This window comes from Alkalilimnicola ehrlichii (genome assembly GCF_003399765.1).
GTDB lineage: Bacteria > Pseudomonadota > Gammaproteobacteria > Nitrococcales > AK92 > AK92.
The window spans coordinates 43402-63966 of record NZ_NFZV01000011.1; the positions used below are offsets into that span (position 1 = coordinate 43402).

The following is a 20565-nucleotide window of genomic DNA, read 5'->3' on the forward strand; positions in this document are numbered from 1 at the left end:
GCTACGGTCTCTCTCAGTCATCTTGTCCCAACCAGTTCTTAACCACGTTCGCCGCTAACGCCGGCTCCTGACTGACTACCTGGCGCGCCGCCGTCAGCGATGCTTCGTAGGAGCCACCGTCGTCGCCAAACATCAACAAGTCCCTCGTGCTGTCGCTCTTCTGCTCCGGACTGGGCAATTGGCGCGTCTCATCGTCATTCTCGAGCTGCGCTACATCATCGGCCCCGGCATCGGCATCTTCATCCGCGCGACGCGTGCCCACAAGCCCCATCACCAATGGCCGAATGACAGCAAGAATCAGGACCAAGCCCAGCAATAGCGCCAGCACACTCTTGCCCACTTCCCACGCCCAGGGTTGTTCCCAAATCGGGACTTCGTGGGGATCGTCGGCAATTACGACGTCCTGAAACGCGGCACTAATCACATTAATCGTATCGCCACGTGCGGCATCGAACCCAACCGCGTCTTGTACCAACAAGGTCAGCTGATCGATCTCCGCCTGCTCCATCGGCACGCGGACCATCTCGCCGGCCTCGTTAGCCTGCAGCGGTTGGTCGACCAGTACCGCCACGGTGACGCGCTCGATCACGCCCGTGGGGCGACGGTTATGCGTTACCGTTCTACTCACTTCGAAATTGCGGGTGGCGCTATTGGTCAGGTCGAACAGCGCCTGCTGATCGGCTTCCGCTGCCGCGTCTTCCTCCATCTGGCCGATGCCCGGAGGTTGGTTGGTCAGCGCACCAGGGATACCGATGGCCTCGTTTGACCCGCCCCGACGCCGCTCCTCAAGCACTTGCTCGCTGCGTACGGCGCTACGGTCGGGGTCGTAAATCTCGGAAGTGCTTTCCTCTTCGGAAAAATCCAACCGAGCGCTAACTTCCGCTCGCACACGGCCGTTACCGACAATCGGCGCCAACAGGTTCTCGACCCGTCGCGCGTAGCGTTCTTCTAACTGCTGCTGATACTCAAGATGGCGGGCGCTACCGCTTAAACGGTCTTCTTCGCGCCGACTCAAGAGCCGCCCGCGCTGATCGACAACGGTCACGTTCTCCGCTGACAGTTCGGGCACCGAACTGGCGACGAGATTAATAATGGCCTGCACTTGGCCTTGGCCCAGGTTGCCGCCCTGGGATAACTGCAAGACCACTGAGGCACGCGGCTCGCTACGCTGACTAACGAACACCGACTGCCTTGGCACCGCCAAATGCACCCGCGCGCTCTCAACCGCCTGCATCGTGGTAATAGAACGCGACAACTCGGTTTCCAAGGCGCGCTGGAAACGCGCATTTTCAATGAACTGGCTGGTTCCGAAGCTTTGATCCTGCTGCAGCATCTCAAAGCCGACACCGCTCCCCTGCGGCAAGCCGTCCGCCGCTAAGCGCATACGTACCCGGTGAACGTCGCCTACCGGCACTTCGATGGTGCCGTTACCGCTATCGACCCGGTGCGGGATATTGTTCCCTTCGAGCGCAGCCAAAATCTGCGCCGCATCGCGCTCTTCGAGATTGCTGTAAAGCGGGCGATAGACCGGTTCCTGGGCCCAATAAAACAACGCCACGCCAACGGCGATCGCAGCCACCAGGCCGAGAATCAAGCCGCCTTGGCGCAGCATCTTATCGTTGCCGAGGAACTGTCCGAACTGCGGAATTCCCCGCGGGCCGCCCTGAGCCTGCGCTAGCTGCGGTTGAGCCGGCGCAGTATCAGGACTCGGCGTCAATGCTTGACCAGCCTCAGCCATTACCCGCTCCCATTCCCTTCGTCATAGCCATGCCCACTGTCATCCGCCGTTCACTAAATCTGCATGCGAGAAACTTCTTGGTAAGCTTCCAGCACGTGGTTTCTAACTTGTTTTACGGCTTCAAAGGCAATACGCGACTTCTGTCCGGCAACGACCACATCCGTCAACGATACGTCTTCGCCGCGCACAAATGCCTCGCTTAGCTCGCCTGCTTTAATCTGTTGTGCGTTCACACCATCAATGGCTTGCTTGAGCATGTCGGCGAAGTCGCCGTACTTTCCGGCTTCTGCCGTCTGCTCCAGACCTTTCGCCTGTGTCGCCAGCGCCTGCATCTCAGCCAGGCTTTGTTGAATCTTCATGTCGGACATTGCAAACCTCGTGCTCGCAACTAGGGTTACCCCGCCCATACATAATTTGTGCCAAGGCCCCAACCCGTTCCAACAACGCCACCTAGGGCATTGTTTTTGCAGAAATTCCTTTTTCGATAGGGAAACCATGAAAGGTTGCAGGAGAGCGCTTCGACCTACGCAGCGCCTGTTTCTTGACGCTGCGCAGGTCGGCGTCAGACATTCGCCCCGGCCATCGCCAGGAAAAGCAAGGCCTCAGCCAAAAGAAGCCTCGTCCTGACGTTCGATACCGTACTTACGAAGCTTTTCGACCAGTGTGGTACGACGCAATTTCAGTAGCTTCGCCGCCTGAGCGACGACACCGTCGGCCTCGTCCAACGCGCGTCGAATCAGCTGCGTTTCCAACTCGGCCAGATAGTCCTTCAGATCGATGCCGTCCTGCGCCCAAGGCGCTGCAGGCGCCTCTTTGCTGGCCGCCAAGGTTCCGACGAGATCCTTCTCGACACCAGGTTCGCTGCTTGTCTCTAAGGAGTCGGCATCGTCGTCGGTACCCGCCCCCGAATTTTATCTGGCAGGTCGTCAAGCCCTACTTCGCCATAGGGATAAAGAATCGCCAAGCGTTCTATAACATTCCCTAACTCGCGCACGTTGCCCGGCCAGTGATACTGGCTGAGCGCCGATAGCGCGGCCGGACTGATGCGAACCGACCCACGGCCGTCATCCTCGATCCGACGTACTAGCTCTTCGACCAACACCGGAATATCAGCCGGGCGCTTCCGCAGCGGCGGCATCTCGAGCGGAAAGACATTCAGCCGGTAAAACAGATCTTCTCGGAACTCGCCGTCGGCAACTCGCGCTTCCAAATCGCGGTGCGTCGCGGCGATGACGCGCACATCGACATGAATGGTTTTATTCGAGCCCACCCGCTCAAAACACCGTTCTTGCAAGACGCGCAGCAGCTTGACCTGCATGTGCAGGCTCATATCGCCGATTTCGTCGAGAAACAAGGTTCCGCCCTGAGCCATTTCAAATCGGCCCTGACGGCTGCTAATCGCCCCGGTAAATGCCCCTTTCTCATGGCCGAACAATTCCGACTCCAGTAAATCGGGCGGAATGGCGCCACAATTAATCGGCACAAAAGGCTTATTGCGGCGGGACGATTGGGCGTGCAGATTGCGCGCCACCACCTCTTTGCCGGTACCGGACTCGCCTAATATCAATACATTGGCATCGGTCGGCGCCACCTTCTGCAGCAATTGTTGCACACGCTGCATCGAACGGCTTTGCCCAACTAGGCGGGGAACGGTAAACCGTGGCACCGAGCGATCCCGGCTCTGCGTGTTGTAACTCAAGGCTTGCTTGAGCGCCGCCGCGAACTGAGCCTGCTTCAAAGGTAGCTCCAGCGTTCCGAGCATGCTGGCACTCATGGTGGCGACTTTAGGCCGTCCCGCACCGGCCGATGCGAGCATAAAAACGGGTAGATCCGGCGCCTGTTCCCACAACAGGGTTTGCGCGCGTCCGTCCCCATCGCCCCCGGCGACAATCAAGCATAAGGCAAGCTGGTTACGCTGCTCGCGCAACGTCTCGCATAACAATGAAAAGTCGCTGACAACCAGCGGATCGTGATCCAGAAAAGTAACTACAGCTTCTACGGATGCAGCCCGTTCCCGATCCTGATCAATAACTAGGACCTTGACCACAGTCCCCCTCCTGTGTCTGGGATAAAGCGAGCGACCCCCCTGTCTTTTCTTTTCTATGTCGCCATTCAGCGACAATCGTCCGTCAAAAATCCGACGTTAGAGGAGGGGGAGGAAAGTGTCACGCTGCGGTGCAACAAAATAAGAAAAAAGTGGGCATTGGAAGTGCCTAAAACGCCGAGAAACCGTCATTCGGAGCGGAACCAGACCCCTTCATAAGGAGAAATTTGTCACAAGATCGAATATTCGCGCGCTGCTCCAAACCCCACAAAAGTCAGGAAGCGTCGGCCTATTCTCACGTTTTGACGCCATCCGCTGCGCAGGCGGATGCGGAGCGTTTTATTGACGGTCGTTGTCCCGCTTACGCGAACGGCCTACCTCAGCCCAAACCTGAACCGAGATAGGCCGCTCCTTAGCCACGATCAGCGGGAGAAGCGCTGGTAGGCCGCCGCACCCTGCTGTGCTTGTTTCAATTCGCGCATAGCGTGACCCGCCTCGTCTCGCGCTTGTTGAACGCGGGCCATTAATTCCGGATCCATCGCCAGCACTTGGCTCACCCGCTCGGCCACGAATTCCGCCGCGGCTTCGGGCATGTCGTCGGCGAACAGCGCTCGCGAAAGCGCATCTCGCTCCTGCTGCCGATGCTCAAAGTCTTCCCAAGCCTGCTCGCGCGCCAAATCCACCATGGTTTGCGTTAACTCAAGTAATTTATCGGCTTGTGCCTTGCGCGTATCGGCGTCGTTCACTTAACGCCCTCCGGTGGCCTGCTGGCTCGGCGCGATACCTTCCCAACCGCTCTTAATCTCTTTAAGCAAACGGACGACCTCATCCACACGCTTCGGATCGTTACGAGCATTGGCCAGGGTAGCCTGCTGCTGCATGTAGGCGTATAAGCTGTCGAGATTCGCCGCTAACTCGCCGCCTTGCTGATGATCGAGACTCGTCCGTAAGCCGTCGATGATCGCGAGAAAGCGGCTGATATGCTCTCCTTTCTCCGCATTCCGCTTGCTCTTCATCGCCACTTTAGCCTTCGCCAAGCGAGTCAGCGCTCCATCCAGAAGCATTTGCACTAGTTGATGCGGGCTGGCAACGGTTGCGTTAGAGGATGCAACCTGCTGGTATTGATTTATGCCCCAACTCATATTTCGCCGCTCCCGTATTGGATGTTACTGCGACAACAGACGCTTACCGCTTGCCTATGTTGTTAAACGGCAAGTTAGCCAATTGGCCGGTTAGGAAGTCGCTTGTGCTTTGCATCTGAGCGACCATCATATCCAGGTTAGTAAATTGACGCCGGACCCGCCCCTCGTAGCGCTCCATGTAGCGATCCAACGCCATCCGGTCGTCTTCCACCCGCCGTAAGGTACTTTGCACCCCATCTTCGCGGGTTCCCAACAAACCGTCGCGACCGCTGTATTGATCGAGGGCGTCGTCAAGCCGAGCGGCAAGACCGTCGTCGCCACCGAACATATCGCTAACCGCGTCGAAATCCTGCGCCAAGGCTTCGTTGAATTTCGTTTCGTTCAAGCGCAACGTTCCATCGCGCTGATATTCGATGCCGATCGACATCAAGCCTGTGAACGGAGAATCCGGATCGTCGTTAAGCGGTTGCGACAACTGCATCGACAAAGTCGACGAAATCGAGCGAATCGTCGAATCGCCGGCCAATGCCGCTCGCTGCCCGGTATCGACGTTAAAATGGGAAAGCTGCCGCATCTGCCTGTGCAACGCATTGTAGGCTTCGATGAAGCTGTTAACTGCCTCGGTCACCCCTTCTTGATCGAGGTCGATGCGAACGCTCGCTAAGACCCCCTCGGAGCCCGGCTGCAAGCTCAGCGTGACGCCGTCGATCACATCGTCGATGTCGTTGCTGCTGCGCGTTACCTGCTGCCCGTCCACCTGAATAATCGCGTTCTGCGCTTCTTCAAGGGTATACAGGTTAGCCGAATCGAAGCGATCGAGTTCGCCTCCGGCTTGAATGGAAATCTCGTTAGCGGTTCCCGTCTCGGTTGCGGTCAACACTAACCGGGCCACCGGCGTACCGTCGTCGCCGTCGACATTAACGATCGTTGCATTGACGCCGGCATCCGCCTGATTGATGGCATCGCGAATGTCGGACAGCTTGCTGCCGGCTGCAATATCGATATCGACCGCCTCGCCGCCAACCGTCAACGTAATGACGCCGGCATCGGTGTTTACGACTTCGCTAGCACTGTCGAAATCGCCGGTTCGAACCTTGTGCGCCTGCGCCAACTGGTCGACGCGGACACTATACTGGCCTGCTTGGGCCTTGCTACCGGCAGTAACGCCTACCGCATCTTCATGACTGCTGCTTGCCAGACGGCTATTGAAGGCGGAACCGTCTTTAAAACCTTCCAGTGTGCCTTGAAACTTTGAGAGGCCGGATTTCAAGGTGCCTAGTGCCGACAACTCGGCCTGCGCCCGACTTTCCCGCTGATCGATCCGCGCCTGACGCGGCGCTCGCTCGGCAGCCACTAGCTGATTAACGATCCCTGCAATATCGAGCCCGGACCCCATTCCCATCGCGGTAATAGTCATACATTCATCTCCTGCCATCTCTTGCAAGACAAACTGCAAGATTCTCGCCAACGATTCACACTAGCTCGTCAAAAAATGCACCGCCTAAGGCTTCGCCTTCCCGTAGTCGCCGCGCGATATCGAGCACGACTTCGGACGGTATTTGCCGGACCAACTCTTGCGTGCTGCTATCCAGCACTTTCACCACAACGCGCCCGGTCACATCGTCCACCTTAAATTGCAGCTCGCGCCGCACCACCTCGATGTGCTCGTTCACTTTCTCAACGGCGTCCGCTAGCGTTTCTCGGTCGGCAATCGGCTTTGCAAAGCCGACCCCCCGTTTATTAGCGGACGGGTCTACAACGACATCCATGCCGTCTTTACTGGGCACCGCTACCCCGCTTCGGATCTCCATGTGCTTACCCTCATTTCGGAATCGGGAAAACGATCGGCTCCGCTCGCGCGGAACCGATCGTTATTAAGCGCTATTACTGGAGCAGGCTCAGTACGTTCTGCGGAGCAACGTTAGCCTGTGCCAGCATGGCGGTACCCGCCTGCTGCAGTACCTGGGCACGGGTCAGGTTAGCCGTTTCCTGAGCGAAGTCGGCGTCCATGATCTGGGACTTAGCGGCTTCCAGGTTCTCGGCGGTAACCCGCAAGTTAGCAACGTTGTGCTCAAGACGGTTCTGAGCGGCACCGAACTCAGCGCGGATTTCGCTGACCTGGTTGATCGCTTCGCGAATGGTGCCCATGGCGGCAACAGCGTTAGCGTTGTTGTCCACAGCCATCGCGTCGAGACCCGGCAGATCGCTAACGTTGGTGCTGAAGTCCAGCTCGATCTGGTCGCCGGTGCCCTGGCCGACCTGGATGATGATGCCATCCGTCATGTCGCCGTTGAGCAGGGAGTCGCCGCCACCGAAGGTGGTGCGATCGGCAATAGCGGAGATCTCGTCGACCAGCTCGTCGATTTCGAGCTTGATCAGGTCGCGCTCGTCTTCGCCGAGGGTATCGTTAGCAGCCTGCATGGCCAGCTGTTCCATACGCTGCAACATGACGTGAACCTCTTCCAGCGCGCCTTCGGCGGTCTGGATCATGGAGATACCGTCGTTCGCGTTACGGATGCCCTGGTTAATAACGTTAACCTGGGATTCCATGATTTTGCCGATTGCAAGGCCAGCGGCGTCGTCTTTCGCGCTGTTGATGCGCAGACCGGAGGACAGACGCTCCATAGCAGTCTGCAGGCCACCCTGCGTGCCAGCCAGGTTACGCTGGGCGTTGATCGACATGATATTAGTGTTGATCACGGACATGATTCGTCTCCTACTATTCCCGGCGTTATAGCCGTTTAATCCCCGTTGGTTCGGGTTGCTTGGTCTTCAGTTAGCTTATCGACCAGCTGCGGCGGACCTTTAGCCCTGGGTTGAAAGCCTGACAGCCCTGCAGCAGAGACCATTAAGTGCCTCTGTTTCGGTTTATCGGCGATCCACGGGAATGCTTTAGGGGAAGAACGGGACAAAGACGATCAAGAGGTTGCGAAAGAGTCAAGGAACTGGATCAAACGTTCGTTATCCGCCGACTGCAACTCGCCTAAGTGCCCAACGCGCAACAAGAAATCGGCCATTTCACCGCCTGCTGGGGTCAACACCAAGGAAGCCTCTGCCAGCGCCCGCCGAAATACTTCCTGTGCATTCTGGTTAAGACAAATCACCGGCGTAAGCGCGTTCGACAACGGATAATCGGGCAGTCGAAAATTGGGCAAACCGCGCAAGCGGCGGCGAAAATCCTCCGCCAATCCCCCGACGCGATCCAACAGCGCCGGCAAACCTGTTTCGCGTAAGCGCAGCAAACGCTGATGCATCTGTAAGAGAACGCCTACGGCCGGCGTGTAGGGGGTTTGCCCTCGCCGGATATTGTCGAAATAGTCCGCCAAGCGGAAATACAAGCAAGGCGGCGCGGCCCGTCTCACGCGCTCCAGCCATGTTTTCTCGTTAACCACAACGGCGGAAATCGCAGGCGGCAAAGCCAAGCCTTTGTGAGAGCTAACAATACTGACGTCTATTCCCCATTCGTCCATATAATAGGGATCCGCTAAAAAAGTGCTGATGGCGTCAACCACCAACGTCAGCCCTGCGCTCTTGGCAAACCGGCTGATGAGCTCGATCGGGTATAGCTGGCCGGTTGTGGTTTCGTGCAGGTTGACCAGGAGCCCCGTGTATCCGCCTCCTTCGAAAGCATCGAAATGCGCAGCCGTCAGCACCTCGCCGAATGCTAACTTAAGCTCCGTGTAAGGGACCCCCTGCACCGCCAGCATTTCAGAGAAGCGAGCGCCGAAACCGCCGCCGTTAACGACAATAACCCGGTCTTTATCGGTAAAAACATTCATTACCGCCGCTTCCATGCCGGCCGTGCCGGAAGCGGTCAACAAAGCGACTTTGGAGGAGGCAGCCGTACCCAACAACGCCTTTAGATTTGCCTCCAGCTCCAGCACTTTGTTTGAGAACTCGGCGGTTCGAAAATAAGGCAGCGCTTGCCCGCCAAGTTGGCGGGTCTCCGCATCCATTTCTACCGGGCCTACCGTAAATAAGGTCATATCAACCACCTTCTCGATGTATCCCTTCTCTTAAGGGGCAGTGTCCGGCATTCGGTAACACTCAACAAAGTGTCTTTTGCGGTCTACGTCGGAGGGCGGCTTCATATAATCGCCATATAAATCCGACAACACCTGGTGAAAACAACTCGGCGCGGGAAAACGGCGCCCTTCGATATGCACCTCCGCAAGCGGAAATACGGCTTGCTCAGCGTACAGACCGCCGAGCCATCGATCGCTTATTAGCCGTTTTCGTTTTGCCGGCCACTGCGCCAAACCTAATGCGAGTAGCTGCAATAACATTAATATAGGGCGGCCTACGGCTTTACGGATTACTCTCCGACCGTCGGCGGCCATCCAGGCCAGCAGTTGTCGTTCCAGGGTGTAATTCAACCGCGTCAGCGGCTTGATAGCAGGCACGGCCATGACATCGACGAATAATCCTCGCGCCCCCGCTGCGGCGTTATCGCCCACTGTCTGGCCAGGCTCGATGACGACGGTACGGCAATCGCGAACGCGGACGTCCACATCCCAACCGAAGCTGTCTTCGCCACGCCCGAGGACGGCGAAATGCGGCGGCAACTCATTACTCAAGCATGCGATGGCGCGGGGTAAGTCTTCTTGTAACACGCAGATATCGACATCGTCGTCCCACGGTATAAAGCTGCGATGGCGCACCGCGCCTAAGAGGGTGCCGAAACCGACCATGTAACGGATTCGATGCCGAGCGAGGATGGCATCGACCGTCGCCAGCATATCGAACAAGATGCGATGGATCTCATCCTGCGTAAGCGCGCCGCCATGAGTCGCTCCCGGCTCCAACAGATGCATATTAGCCCGTAACCTTCTGCTTTGCGTTCAACCATCGCAAGATATATCGGTAATCGCCCATTTGATCGATCTCCGACCAGAACCGCCTACCGATTTCGACCACGTCTATCGAAGCACCCTCGTCGGACAACTCATAGAGCACGTTTTCCCACCAATCGTTGTAGCGTTCCGCGCTAATCATTTCGAGCAGCTTATCGAGAAACGTCGCTTTAAACGGATGCGCCACTTTGGCAAGCCCGACGTATTCCCCAGTACGCTCCTCCACCGGCAATTGCTTACCGTACTTCAGCAAGCGGCCGTTTTCGTATTGCAGAAAGAAATCCCCCTGCTCGACCCGCCGGCAATCCGCCAACAACATGGCGGAAGAGCGCTCGCTAGCGATAAGATCCAGCGTATCTTGCTCGATATAAACATCGGCATTCATCAACAACACATCGTCGTCCTGCCAAAAATCCTTGGCAAACCAGAGGGAGGCAATGCTATTGGTGACGCGGTAGAACGGATTAAAGAAAACGTCTACCGGCAACCCTCGTAGCTGCTCGACCACCTGCCCCGACCGGAAGCCAACGGTCACCGCAACGTCGACGCCGTTATCCAGCAATAATTCGGACGTATACCGAATCAAGGATTGTCCGCACACGTCTAACGTGCATTTAGGCACTCCATTGATATCCTTGCTGATTCGCGTCCCCCGACCAGCGGCCATTAAAATAGCTTGCACTAAAGCGTCTCCTATGGTCCGCGCGCTTCTAAAACGGCTGGCTATAGGGCATGGCTGAGCCCCGAATCGCGCGAGCGATCACGACCCAGCCATGAAACGTTCTTTTTCGGCATTAATGATGGGTAGTGCGACATCCGGCTCCGACAGCACCAACACCAAGTCGCCCGGCCGCCCCTTGGCCAAGCCTTCTCGGATGGCCTGTTGCTGATCGATATGCGTTTCGATAATGGACGGATCCACGCCTGCCTCGATTAAGCAGGATTCGAAATAACCGAGCATATTGCGCAGCGGATCGCGACCGGCATACTCCGGGCTGTCTTCCACGACTTCCGGGCTACAACTGAGGGTGAAGGTATCAAACGTATCGGCAAGCACCGGCACGATCTCGCCGATGTGCGCTTTGTGCCGTAAACCCAACTTCAAACTGACCAGGTGCAACTTGCCGGAAACCGGCAGCTGCCTCACAACGCGGCACAACTCCTTCGCTGCGTCGGGGTTGTGGCCATAATCAAGCACCACTTGGAAAGGAAAGCCATCGATGAAGTTATAGCGCCCGGGATTGCGCTCCGGCGTACTAACAAAGCTGCGCAAAGCCTGTTCGATGGTTGCCAGCGGCACACCTTGCGCCCAGGCCAACGCCGCCGCAAACAAAGCGTTCGCCTCGTTGAAGCGGAGCAGCCCGTTCATAGTGGCCGGGATAGCGTCCAGCGGCACCAGATAATGCTCATTGGCACCTTCCGCCAACACCAGCCAACGGGTCCGATCGCGCTCGCCGATATAAGCACCTGCCCCGCCGTCGCGCAAATGCGCTTGCATGGGCGGCGAATCGAGACTTTCGGCGACGAGCAAATGCCGCTTAGCCCCGGAGCGCTGCAACATTTTCATACACAGAGGGTCGTCGGCATTCACCACCACCGCATCGGTCGCGTGCTCAAGCACTTCTGCCTTAAGCCATGCCATTTCCTCTAAGCTATGGATGCCGTCGACGCCGATGTGATCGTCTCTAACATTCAGCAGCGCCGCGACATCGTAGCGATCGCACGGATGACCAAGATAAATCAACCCCTTACGTGGCATTTCGATAACGGCGGTTTCTACCGTACGATCCGTCAAAATCCTGACGCCGCCCGGATTACCGGAGAGGTTCCTATCGTCAACCAGGAAATCGTCGATCCAGACGCCGTTAGTGGTCGCAACACCGGTCGTTTTGCCAGCCGTCATCCAAATCCAATGCAACATTCGGCAGACCGTGCTTTTACCGTTGGTACCGGTAATCGCGGCAGTCGGAATGCGCCAGTGATGTTGGGGGTATAAGTTATCGATGATCTCGCCGCACAACTCCCGCTGCGGAGCCCCCAACCAGTGCGGACGCAAACCCGGGCCGCCATTGAGCTCGCAGATATAGCCGCCGGTTTCGCGCCAGGAGCGACTAATATCCGGACACAGCAGATCGACGCCGGCGATTTCCAGACCTAATATGTTGGCCGCTCGCACCGCAAGATAAGCATTATCCGGATGCACTTCGTCGGTCACGTCTACCGCGGTGCCGCCAGTACTGATATTTGGCGTCCGCCGTAACGCCACGGTTTGACCGGCGGCCAGGACTGAGTCTTTGCTAAGGCCTTGATCTTCTAATAAGGCAAGCGCCTCCGCATCCAGCTCGAACTGCATCAACAGACTGCTTTTGCTGGTACCGCGCCGGGGGTCGGCATTGGTCGCTTCGACAAGCTCAACTACCGTGCGCTCGCCATCCCCTACCACCGCAGCAGGTTCGCGCCGTGCCGCAGCGATCATCTTGCCATTCACCACCAACAGGCGATGGTCGTCTCCGCGCACATGTTTCTCGACCAGTACCGCGCCCTTGGTATTCCGGATGGCCTTTTCGAAGGCTTCCCGCAACATCGTACTGTCGATAATGCCTGGCACGACATCGACGCCTTGATCTTCGCCCGCCGGTTTCACAACAACGGGCCAACCGAATTCGGCGGCCGCTGCCCGTGCTGCACTGAGCGTGTTCACCAGCTTGGCCGGCGGCACCGGAACGCCGCCGCGTTCCAGCAACACGCTCGCATAGTACTTATTGCGGGCTGCGATCAAACTGACCCACGAGGTGTTCTCGGAAATCGAGAGATTCATGCGCCGACCGTTGACGCCCCACCCCATAAACACAAACTGCTGACCCAGCGAGCGCACAGGAATGCCCCGCCGTTTCGCCGCCAAGGCCAGATAGCTATTCATAGGTTCCAAGCCGCCGGCCCGATACCCTTCATGCCACTCATAAATAGCGGCGAGCGCTTCATCCCGCTTTTGCTTCGCCTCCCGCGTCCATTCTTGAATACACTGCACCGCATGCTGCAACGCCTCGGACGCCGCTTTACGGCGTTGCCAAGGGATAGCGATCGTGACCCGCTCGTCGTCCGCCGCGAGCACACGCCCTTTCCACACCGCGTCGCCGATCAAACGCTGCGCGGCGATACTCAATGCGACTACCCAAGCCCCCACCTCGGCTAAAGGCTTACCGTCGAAGGATATCTCTTCCTCCTCCTGTATCAGGTATGCGCTCGGCCAAGCGCCTTCGTGCAGCCCGGCTAACGGGCCCTCCGGGAAGAAATTGTCGGCCTTGGCTCGCATTCGCCGGTTAAAGGCAGCGACATCCTCCGGCGCCTTGCGCAAATAAATATCGACGGTGAAGGTAGGCTCGGCCAACCCTAACCGGCAACCTTCCGTAACAAGCGTATTCTTAAGGGCCTTAAAGGTGGTTTTGATGCGATTCTTGCCCGCCGCACCGCTAGTCATCGGAACGGGATCGATGTTCTTCGCTACAGGCACCGGAGCGGCTGTTGGCGCTCCGGTATTGGCAGGTGCGCTCTGCTGCGTCGGTTTCCGAGCATTCGCCCCGCTAACCCGCTCAGCGGTCGTAACGCCAAGCGCTTTCGCCTGTTGTCGCGCGTTTTCTGCCTCTATACTCTGCCCCCGAACCTCAAGTAAGTCGGCGTACAAAGCCCACCACTTGCCTTGCGCGGGATCGCGATCTAAGGCACGTTCGATAAAGGTTATACCTTTACGTAAATCGCCGACATGGCGATTTAACAACGCCAGCAAGTACAAAGGCCGGGCATCCCCGTCCGGTACCTGCTTCGCAAAGGCGGCACAGGTCTCGGCCGCCTGCTTGAAGTCTCCAGCCGCAATCAAGCGTTCAACGTCCGCCAAAGTTTGGTCATCCGCCGGCGCTATTGCGTCCCCTGCTTGCCCGCTTTCCTCCAGCGCTTGCGAAATCGCCTTAAAGTTATCCTGGGCATCGCGATGCGAAGGGTCGATCCGTAACGCCGCATTAAACGACGCCGCAGCATCGCGCAGCTTTCCCCGCCGATACTGAACGAAGCCCAAGCTATTACGGTAATCCGCGTTATGGGGCTCGACATTGGCGGCGCGGGTTAGCATGTTCTCGGCAATCTCGAGATTGCCCGTGCTAACCGCCATCAGCCCCGTCAGGTGCAGCGCGCCATCATGATCCGGTTGCAGCGCCAACGCCTTCTGACACGCAGCCATGGCTTGAACGACCTGCCCTTGTTCGTGCGCATGCATGGCCTGCTGCAACAATGACTCGATACTCGCGCTCTGCTCAGCAGCCGCTTTAGCAACAGCGGCACTGCTGGCTCCGCGACCGGAAAGCGTATGTTGACGTTTGTTCGCAGTACGATTGTTTTTCCTGCTGCTCATTATGGCGTGGTCCCCGCATCGGATCGCGCATACCAGCCCTATACGCGATAGAACTGTGGCGTTTTTTTGACATATACGGGGAGATTGCAGGTTGTATGCCAAGCGGGGCGGAAGTCCGCAAATAGACGGCGATTCTTAGAGGAACTGCGACCAACGTCGCACCGCCGGGAGGAGAGCTCAGCGTCCGCCGCCGAAGCACCGGACGCTGTCGCTGCGAGCTAACCGCTAGATGTAATTGAACAAAGACAAGCCCTGAATCTTCATATAGCTCATCTGAGACGCTTCCAAACCGACCAGCTCCAGCGTGAAACGACTGATCGCCTCGGCGTAGTCGAGATCCTCCGCAGCCGACAGCGCCGCTTTGAGTTCCACTAAAGCCATGCTGCTGCCTTCCATTTCGGATTCGATAACGTTGATACGGCCGCCAACCCGCGCCCGATTTTCGAGAACGTGTTCCGTCGCGCGCTGGAAATCGGCCATAACCTGGCCTAAATCCTCATGAATATCGATCGCCGCCGGGTCATCCGGCTGCAATGCGTTCAGCATATTGTTCATGGTTTCAAATAAGGAGCGGGTGCCGCCCTCGCCGTCGGGAATATCCATGAACGCGCGCTGACCACTATTGGCGATGGTGACCTCGCGGCTTGGGCCAACTTTAAACCGCCGCTCGCCTTCATCGCCCTGATACTCCACGTCACCGTCGCCGTCGAACACGAACGGCGGGGTCTGACTCTTGTAACCGCCGAACAAATACTCGCCGGTGCCGTCCATGGTGTTGCCCAACTGTACCGTTGCCTGCAACAACTCCTTGACTTCTTCGCCGATAAGGGCGCGCTCGGCAGGGCCGTTAGTGTCGTTTTTCGCCTGCATAGCCAGCGTATTGAGGCGAATAATAATGTCCCCCACTTGATCGAGCACGGTATCTTCCATGTTCATCCGCATCAATGCACGATCGGCGTTCTTTTGATACTGCTCAAGCTCGTCGATGGACCTCGTCAGGTCGAGCGCGCGCGCGGCTGCGGCCGGATCGTCCGCCGGCGTTAACACGCGCCGCCCGGTCGCCAACTGCTGCTGCGTTTTGCTCAGCTGCGCCTGCCGCTCAAGCATGCTCTGCAAGCTCACCGCCTGAAACTGACCGGTGGAAATACGCATGAATTACCTCCTCACCGCATCCAGCAACGACTGGAACAGGGTGTCGGCCACAGCAATCGATTGCGCAGCCGCGTGGTAGGACTGCTGTAGGCGCATCAAGTTGGCGGCTTCTTCCTCCAGGTTGACCCCAGAAACTTCTTCCCGCGCCGCAATCGCTTGATTCAGTAATACCTGCTGCGCATCCATGTTCATATTGGCGCGCATCGTTTGAGTACCGACACGACCGACAAGCGACGCGTAGAAGTCCTGGTACGATGCATTACCCAGCTCGTCGTGCCGCTCGTTGGCCAGCTCGATCATCGCCAGCATATTTTCGTTATCGCCAACCTGCGGATCGCCGTTCGGGTCTAGACTACCTGCGGCTGCCAATTGGCGCGCATCGTCGAGCGCCACAACTAAGCGACCACCCTCCATGGCGAAGAAATCGCCGCCCGGGTTACCGTCCAGGTCGTAACCCTGGGAATGCGCTTCGTTAAACGTATCGTGTATGGTTTCCGCCAAGCGCCGCAGCTCTTCCCGCTCGGGGTCGAGGATGTTCTCCCGGAAATCCAACAAACCGCTAATCGAGCCGCCGGTAAGATGACGCGTGATGTTAATCGGATCCCCGTTGCCGCGCACGATGCCAATCTCGACCCGAGAAGGGTCGTCGGGATTATGAACGGCGGGCTCGACGGTAGTCAGCTCAAATGCGCTGTGACCAACAACTAACGCCTGTCCGCTGCCGATAAACACGTTCATCGTACCGTCGCTTTGGATCACGCTGGAGACGCCGACGCGTTTGGACAACTCGCTTAGGGCATGATCCCGCTTATCGAGCAGATCGTTGGGCGGCCCGCCCGGGCGCCCTTCAAGCATCTGGATTTCTTTGTTTAACCGCGCAATCTCGCCGGCAAATTCGTTGACCTCGCGAATCTGCACTTCGATGTTACGGTTAATATCCTGATCCAGCTCGCTGAAACGATTCTCGAAGAAGGCAAACCGCGCCGCCAAATTATCCGCTTCCGCGATCACGATCTCCCGCGCCGAGATCGACGTCGGATCGGTCGTCACCTGCTGCATGGCGTCGAACAAGCCTTGCATAGCCGGTGCGAGGCCGGCGTTTTTATCGGCGACGAGATTATCCAGCCGGGCGCCAAGATCCGCGTAAGCCTTTAACTCATGGAATTCGGACTGATTAGTTCTGACCGAGTTGTTACGCGTCTCGTCCATTATGCGATTAATGGAGGTTACGTTAACCCCGGTCCCCATCCAGCCTCCCGGAGAGGGATGCGGCATCCGCGTACCGTAACTGACACTCTGACGGCTATAACCTTCGGTGTTCACATTACTAATATTATGTGAGGTCGTTGCCAGACCGCGCTGAAAAGCTAATAGGCCAGAAATACCAATGCCCAATAAGTCTGCCATGAGAAAGGCACTCCACTGATTCCCGGAATCCGCCGGGTTTCTCTATTCTTGTCAAGAATATCGGCGTGTGAGATAGCTTCTTTAGCCGATCGACGAAAAATCCTTGCAACGTTCCGGAGGGCGTCACGGGAAGAGAGGACGGCCCGCCCGAAGGGGCCTGCCGGTTGTCGAAAAAACATTTTCGGCAACCGGCTAGTGGCTCGGCATTGCCTTAGCGAAGACCTACGGGCGCCGCGGAATTGAGAATTCCGCCGTTCATAATGCGGGTAATTTTATCCGCGTAGTTAGGATCGGTAGCATAACCTGCATCCTGCAGGGCGCGAACGTAGGCTTCCGGATCGTCGGCCACCGCTAATGCATCCCGATAACGCGGATTACTGCGCAAGAAGTTTTCGTAGTCCTGAAAACTCTCTTCTATGGAGCGATAGGCACGGAAACTGGCCATCTCTCGTTCGGGAACGCCGTTTCGATACTCTAACGTCGGAACGTTGACGGTATCGCCGCTCCAATCGCGATGCGCCTTGATACCGAACAAGTTGAAGCTGCTATCGCCATCGCCGCGTCGCATAACGTGCTGCCCCCAACCGGTTTCCAGGGCGGCCTGGGCGACCAGGGCGCGGGCCGAAACGCCTAAGTTACGTGCCGTTTTCTCGGCAGCACTCCATACGGCGCGCACGAAGTCCTCGGGTTGATTAAAATTCAAGGTCCTCTCGCCGGCGTCCGCCTTCTGCTCGACATTGTCGGCGGCGGCAACGGCAGACGACTCAGCGTCGCCTGCCGGCGTGGCCGCTACCTGCACCTGGGTAGGGGTTGGTAAACGGTTAGCTAAATAGCGCTCCATGCTGGTGTCGACCTCGCCCGGCTTGTCCGGCTCAAGCCCCATGTTTTCCATAAGCTGCCGCTTAATCATCGGCGCCAGGCCGAGCCCTTGCCCTTGGGAGATCTGCAACGACATTTGCTGGTCGAATAAGCCGCGATATTGCTCTTCCTGGCTACTGCCGAATAAGGTATCGCCCATACTGGTACTGCGCATACTCTTCAGCATGGTTTGTACAAACAGGCTTTCAAACTGCTGCGCCACCTGTTGTAAGGTTTCGCGGCTCGGATTGCTCTGCAAATCGGCCTGCAGGCGCATCATCGCGCTGGTGTCGAAGATATTGCCGTAATCGCTCATGAGCACGGGCCCGCTTAGATAATGATCAATTCCGCTCGCAGCGAACCGGCACGCCGCAACGCTTCCAGAATCGCCACCAGGTCGCCCGGCGCCGCACCGACTTGGTTAACTGCGTTAACGATCTCTTGCAGCTCGGTTCCCGGGCCAAACAAGAACATCGGGTTTTGCTCTTCGGTAATCTCGATGTCGTCCTGCGGCACCACTACCGTTTCGCCGTCGGTAAAGGGCTGCGGCTGACTCACCACCGGGTTAGCCGTAATCGTAACCGTCAAGCTACCGTGGGTGACCGCCGCCGGCCGCACCGTCACATGACTGCCGATAACCACGGTACCGGTACGGGCATTCACGATGACACGCGCCGGCGCATCGCCCGGAGTGAAGCGTAGGTTTTCAAGATAAGAAACGAAGCTGACTCTCTGATCGCTGCTGGCCGGCGCCCGCACCGCGACCGATACCGCATCGCGCGCTTCGGCGGTACCCGGCCCCAATTGTTCGTTGATGGTTTCCGCCATCCGTTTCGCCGTCGTAAAGTCAGGCGTATGGAGATTCAACACAATGGATTCGCCCGTCGCAAACGGACTCTGCACTTCTCGCTCCACGGTCGCTCCGTTGGGAATCGTACCGCTGGAGGGAACGTTGACGGTCACGCGGGAACCGTCGGCACCGCCGGCGCCGAAACCGCCCACAATCAGATTACCTTGCGCGATGGCGTAGACTTCTCCATCGGCACCGCGCAGAGGCGCCATCAACAAACTGCCGCCCCGCAAACTGCTGGCGTTACCCAACGAAGATACCGTGATATCGATGGTTTGGCCGGGTTTAGCAAAAGGCGGCAGATCGGCCATGATCATGACCGCCGCCACGTTACGCGACTGAAAATTAACGTTCGGCGGGATCGTCACTCCTTGAGCGGCCAGCATCGCGCGGATGCTTTGCACGGTGAAGGGCGTCTGGGTCGTCTGATCGCCGGTGCCGTCAAGGCCGACAACCAGCCCGTAACCGACCAATTGGTTGCTCCGCACCCCGGCAACCGAGGCAACATCCTTGATCCGTTCTACCGCCTGTACCGGCGCGGCAACGAACAGGAAGGTCAGCAGAACGAATACGGTTATGCGATTACGATACATAGCTGTTCTCCGCCCGCTCACATCGGCATCCAGATACTGAAGAATAGGCGCTGCAACCACCCCATTTGACTGGCATCGGCCAAGGCACCGGTGCCGGTATAGCTGATCTGGGCGTTTGCAATCCGCGTCGACGAGATCGTGTTACCTGTGCCCAGGTCTTCCGGTCGGATAACGCCGTTCACCGTCACGTATTCGTCGCCACGGTTAAGCGTGAGTTTTTTCTGCCCCTGAACGACTAAATTACCGTTCGGATGGACTTCAATAACCGTCGCCGTCAACGTGCCTTGGAGCTGGTTGCTTTGCCCCGTCGTGCCGCCGCCTTGGAACGAGCGATCGGCCTCGGCCGAGGCCGATAAAGGATTACCGCCGATGGTTGCCGCCCGCCCGCCAAAGATCGGCACGCCGATATTGGCCTCGCTGCTGCGTGTGATATTGGCATTGGCGTCTTTGCTCGCCGCCGTCTGCTCTTCGAGAATAATCGTGACGAGATCCCCAACCCGGCGCGCGATGCGGTCCTCGTACAGACGAACATCGCGACCGGCCTGGAAAATACCGCCCGTAACCTCCTGCGGGGGAGTTCTTAACTCCGGCTGCGGCAATGGCGGCGGCGGATCGGGCTGAACGCGCGGTGCGGCGCAAGCGCTGATCAATACCACCACCGGCAACCAAGCCAATTTGAGCAGAGCGTTCATGCTAACTCCCCCTTTTCCGCCGTTGGCTTAGAGCGTGTTGGTGATGAACTGCAACATTTGATCGGTGCTGGAGATCGCCTTGGTGTTGGTCTCGAACGAGCGCTGAGTCTCGATCATGTTCACCAACTCCTCGGCAATGTTAACGTTGGAGCTTTCCAACGCGCCCTGCACCAGACTGCCCAAGCCGTTCAAGCCGGGCGTACCTTCTTGGGGTGCCCCGCTGGCAGCGGTTTCTACAAACAGATTCTGCCCGATCGGTTGCAGGCCGGCCGGGTTAACGAAATCGGCGAGCTGAACGTTACCGATCTGGATCGGCTGAGGCTGACCAGCGATCTGAGCAGTTACCGTTCCGTCCTTACCGATAGTGAGGTTCTGGATACCGTCCGGCAGCTGCAACCCCGGCTGTAAGCGTTGTCCGCTGGAGGTGACGACTTCACCTTGGTCGTTGACCTGGAAAGAACCGTCGCGAGTATAGGCGATGGTGCCGTCAGGTTGATCGATTTGGAAAAACCTCGCCCTTCAATGGCCATATCAAGGCCATTATCGGTTTGTACGAGATTGCCTTGGGTGTGCATTTTTTCGGTGCTGGCGACGCGCACACCGGTTCCCAAGGAAAGCCCCGACGGCATCAGGGTGTTTTCCGAGGTCTGACCGCCGGCCTGTCGTACCGTCTGATAGATCAGGTCTTCGAAGTTGGCGCGGTCTTTCTTAAAACCGGTGGTATTGACGTTCGCCAAATTGTTGGAGACCACGTTCATACGCGTTTGTTGCGCATCTAAGCCGGTCTTCGCGACCCACAACGCTGGGTTCATGAGATCACCTCATTCATTCTTG

18 protein-coding genes and 1 pseudogene are annotated in these 20565 nt (G+C 57.7%); all 19 read right to left on the reverse strand.

Annotation, left to right across the window (positions count from 1 at the left end; translation table 11 throughout):
- Positions 1–13: 13 nt before the first annotated feature.
- Entirely contained in the window at positions 14–1738 is a 1725-nt protein-coding gene (gene fliF / locus CAI21_RS11835) for a flagellar basal-body MS-ring/collar protein FliF (RefSeq protein WP_116302473.1), read from the reverse strand.
- A 53-nt stretch (positions 1739–1791) separates the two neighbouring features.
- Positions 1792–2106 carry a flagellar hook-basal body complex protein FliE gene (fliE, locus tag CAI21_RS11840; RefSeq protein WP_116302474.1) on the reverse strand — a complete coding sequence of 105 codons (315 nt, stop codon included), beginning with the start codon at positions 2104–2106 and terminating at the stop codon, positions 1792–1794.
- 234 nt (positions 2107–2340) lie between these two features.
- On the reverse strand, positions 2341–2565 hold the full coding sequence (locus CAI21_RS26275; RefSeq protein WP_181919393.1) for a helix-turn-helix domain-containing protein: 225 nt from the start codon (positions 2563–2565) through the stop codon (positions 2341–2343).
- 44 nt (positions 2566–2609) lie between these two features.
- Positions 2610–3785: a sigma-54 dependent transcriptional regulator gene (locus tag CAI21_RS11845; protein WP_220348065.1), complete on the reverse strand. Its 1176-nt coding sequence runs from the start codon at positions 3783–3785 to the stop codon at positions 2610–2612.
- Positions 3786–4204: 419 nt separating this feature from the next.
- Positions 4205–4528: a flagellar protein FliT gene (fliT, locus tag CAI21_RS11850; protein ID WP_116302475.1), complete on the reverse strand. Its 324-nt coding sequence runs from the start codon at positions 4526–4528 to the stop codon at positions 4205–4207.
- Complete coding sequence (fliS, locus tag CAI21_RS11855) at positions 4529–4924, reverse strand: flagellar export chaperone FliS (RefSeq protein ID WP_116302476.1); 396 nt, start codon at positions 4922–4924, stop codon at positions 4529–4531. It abuts the gene before it with no gap.
- Between the two features lie 43 nt (positions 4925–4967).
- Positions 4968–6341 carry a flagellar filament capping protein FliD gene (gene fliD, locus CAI21_RS11860; protein ID WP_181919394.1) on the reverse strand — a complete coding sequence of 458 codons (1374 nt, stop codon included), beginning with the start codon at positions 6339–6341 and terminating at the stop codon, positions 4968–4970.
- A gap of 55 nt (positions 6342–6396) precedes the next feature.
- Positions 6397–6735: a flagellar protein FlaG gene (locus CAI21_RS11865; RefSeq protein ID WP_116302478.1), complete on the reverse strand. Its 339-nt coding sequence runs from the start codon at positions 6733–6735 to the stop codon at positions 6397–6399.
- 73 nt (positions 6736–6808) lie between these two features.
- Positions 6809–7630 (reverse strand): flagellin N-terminal helical domain-containing protein, encoded by an 822-nt coding sequence (locus CAI21_RS11870; RefSeq protein WP_181919395.1) that lies wholly within the window; start codon positions 7628–7630, stop codon positions 6809–6811.
- A 212-nt stretch (positions 7631–7842) separates the two neighbouring features.
- Positions 7843–8910, reverse strand: coding sequence for a pyridoxal-phosphate-dependent aminotransferase family protein (locus CAI21_RS11875; RefSeq protein WP_116302480.1), 1068 nt, complete (start codon positions 8908–8910; stop codon positions 7843–7845).
- Between the two features lie 30 nt (positions 8911–8940).
- Positions 8941–9738, reverse strand: a complete 798-nt coding sequence (locus CAI21_RS11880) for a LicD family protein (protein ID WP_116302481.1) — start codon at positions 9736–9738, stop codon at positions 8941–8943.
- Between the two features lies 1 nt (position 9739).
- Entirely contained in the window at positions 9740–10459 is a 720-nt protein-coding gene (locus CAI21_RS11885; protein ID WP_116302482.1) for a phosphocholine cytidylyltransferase family protein, read from the reverse strand.
- Positions 10460–10537: 78 nt separating this feature from the next.
- Positions 10538–14179, reverse strand: coding sequence for a Mur ligase family protein (locus CAI21_RS11890; protein ID WP_116302483.1), 3642 nt, complete (start codon positions 14177–14179; stop codon positions 10538–10540).
- A 225-nt stretch (positions 14180–14404) separates the two neighbouring features.
- Positions 14405–15331 carry a flagellar hook-associated protein FlgL gene (gene flgL, locus CAI21_RS11895; protein ID WP_116302484.1) on the reverse strand — a complete coding sequence of 309 codons (927 nt, stop codon included), beginning with the start codon at positions 15329–15331 and terminating at the stop codon, positions 14405–14407.
- Between the two features lie 3 nt (positions 15332–15334).
- Positions 15335–16738, reverse strand: coding sequence for a flagellar hook-associated protein FlgK (gene flgK / locus CAI21_RS11900; RefSeq protein WP_116302485.1), 1404 nt, complete (start codon positions 16736–16738; stop codon positions 15335–15337).
- 211 nt (positions 16739–16949) lie between these two features.
- Positions 16950–17912: a flagellar assembly peptidoglycan hydrolase FlgJ gene (gene flgJ, locus CAI21_RS11905; RefSeq protein WP_116302486.1), complete on the reverse strand. Its 963-nt coding sequence runs from the start codon at positions 17910–17912 to the stop codon at positions 16950–16952.
- A 14-nt stretch (positions 17913–17926) separates the two neighbouring features.
- Positions 17927–19039: a flagellar basal body P-ring protein FlgI gene (locus CAI21_RS11910; protein ID WP_116302487.1), complete on the reverse strand. Its 1113-nt coding sequence runs from the start codon at positions 19037–19039 to the stop codon at positions 17927–17929.
- Positions 19040–19056: 17 nt separating this feature from the next.
- Positions 19057–19731, reverse strand: a complete 675-nt coding sequence (gene flgH / locus CAI21_RS11915) for a flagellar basal body L-ring protein FlgH (protein ID WP_116302488.1) — start codon at positions 19729–19731, stop codon at positions 19057–19059.
- Between the two features lie 27 nt (positions 19732–19758).
- Positions 19759–20543: pseudogene (gene flgG, locus CAI21_RS11920) on the reverse strand (flagellar basal-body rod protein FlgG).
- Between the last annotated feature and the right edge of the window lie 22 nt (positions 20544–20565).

Coding starts and splice junctions, on each gene's coding strand:
- flgK (WP_116302485.1), bottom strand. CDS start 16,738: ATGGCAGACTTATTGGGCATTGGTATTTCTGGCCTATTAGCTTTTCAG.
- fliF (WP_116302473.1), bottom strand. CDS start 1,738: ATGGCTGAGGCTGGTCAAGCATTGACGCCGAGTCCTGATACTGCGCCG.
- CAI21_RS11875 (WP_116302480.1), bottom strand. CDS start 8,910: ATGACCTTATTTACGGTAGGCCCGGTAGAAATGGATGCGGAGACCCGC.
- flgL (WP_116302484.1), bottom strand. CDS start 15,331: ATGCGTATTTCCACCGGTCAGTTTCAGGCGGTGAGCTTGCAGAGCATG.
- fliD (WP_181919394.1), bottom strand. CDS start 6,341: ATGACTATTACCGCGATGGGAATGGGGTCCGGGCTCGATATTGCAGGG.
- CAI21_RS11880 (WP_116302481.1), bottom strand. CDS start 9,738: ATGCATCTGTTGGAGCCGGGAGCGACTCATGGCGGCGCGCTTACGCAG.
- CAI21_RS11890 (WP_116302483.1), bottom strand. CDS start 14,179: ATGAGCAGCAGGAAAAACAATCGTACTGCGAACAAACGTCAACATACG.
- fliE (WP_116302474.1), bottom strand. CDS start 2,106: ATGTCCGACATGAAGATTCAACAAAGCCTGGCTGAGATGCAGGCGCTG.
- CAI21_RS11910 (WP_116302487.1), bottom strand. CDS start 19,039: ATGTATCGTAATCGCATAACCGTATTCGTTCTGCTGACCTTCCTGTTC.
- CAI21_RS11865 (WP_116302478.1), bottom strand. CDS start 6,735: ATGGAGATCCGAAGCGGGGTAGCGGTGCCCAGTAAAGACGGCATGGAT.
- flgH (WP_116302488.1), bottom strand. CDS start 19,731: ATGAACGCTCTGCTCAAATTGGCTTGGTTGCCGGTGGTGGTATTGATC.
- flgJ (WP_116302486.1), bottom strand. CDS start 17,912: ATGAGCGATTACGGCAATATCTTCGACACCAGCGCGATGATGCGCCTG.
- fliS (WP_116302476.1), bottom strand. CDS start 4,924: ATGAGTTGGGGCATAAATCAATACCAGCAGGTTGCATCCTCTAACGCA.
- CAI21_RS11870 (WP_181919395.1), bottom strand. CDS start 7,630: ATGTCCGTGATCAACACTAATATCATGTCGATCAACGCCCAGCGTAAC.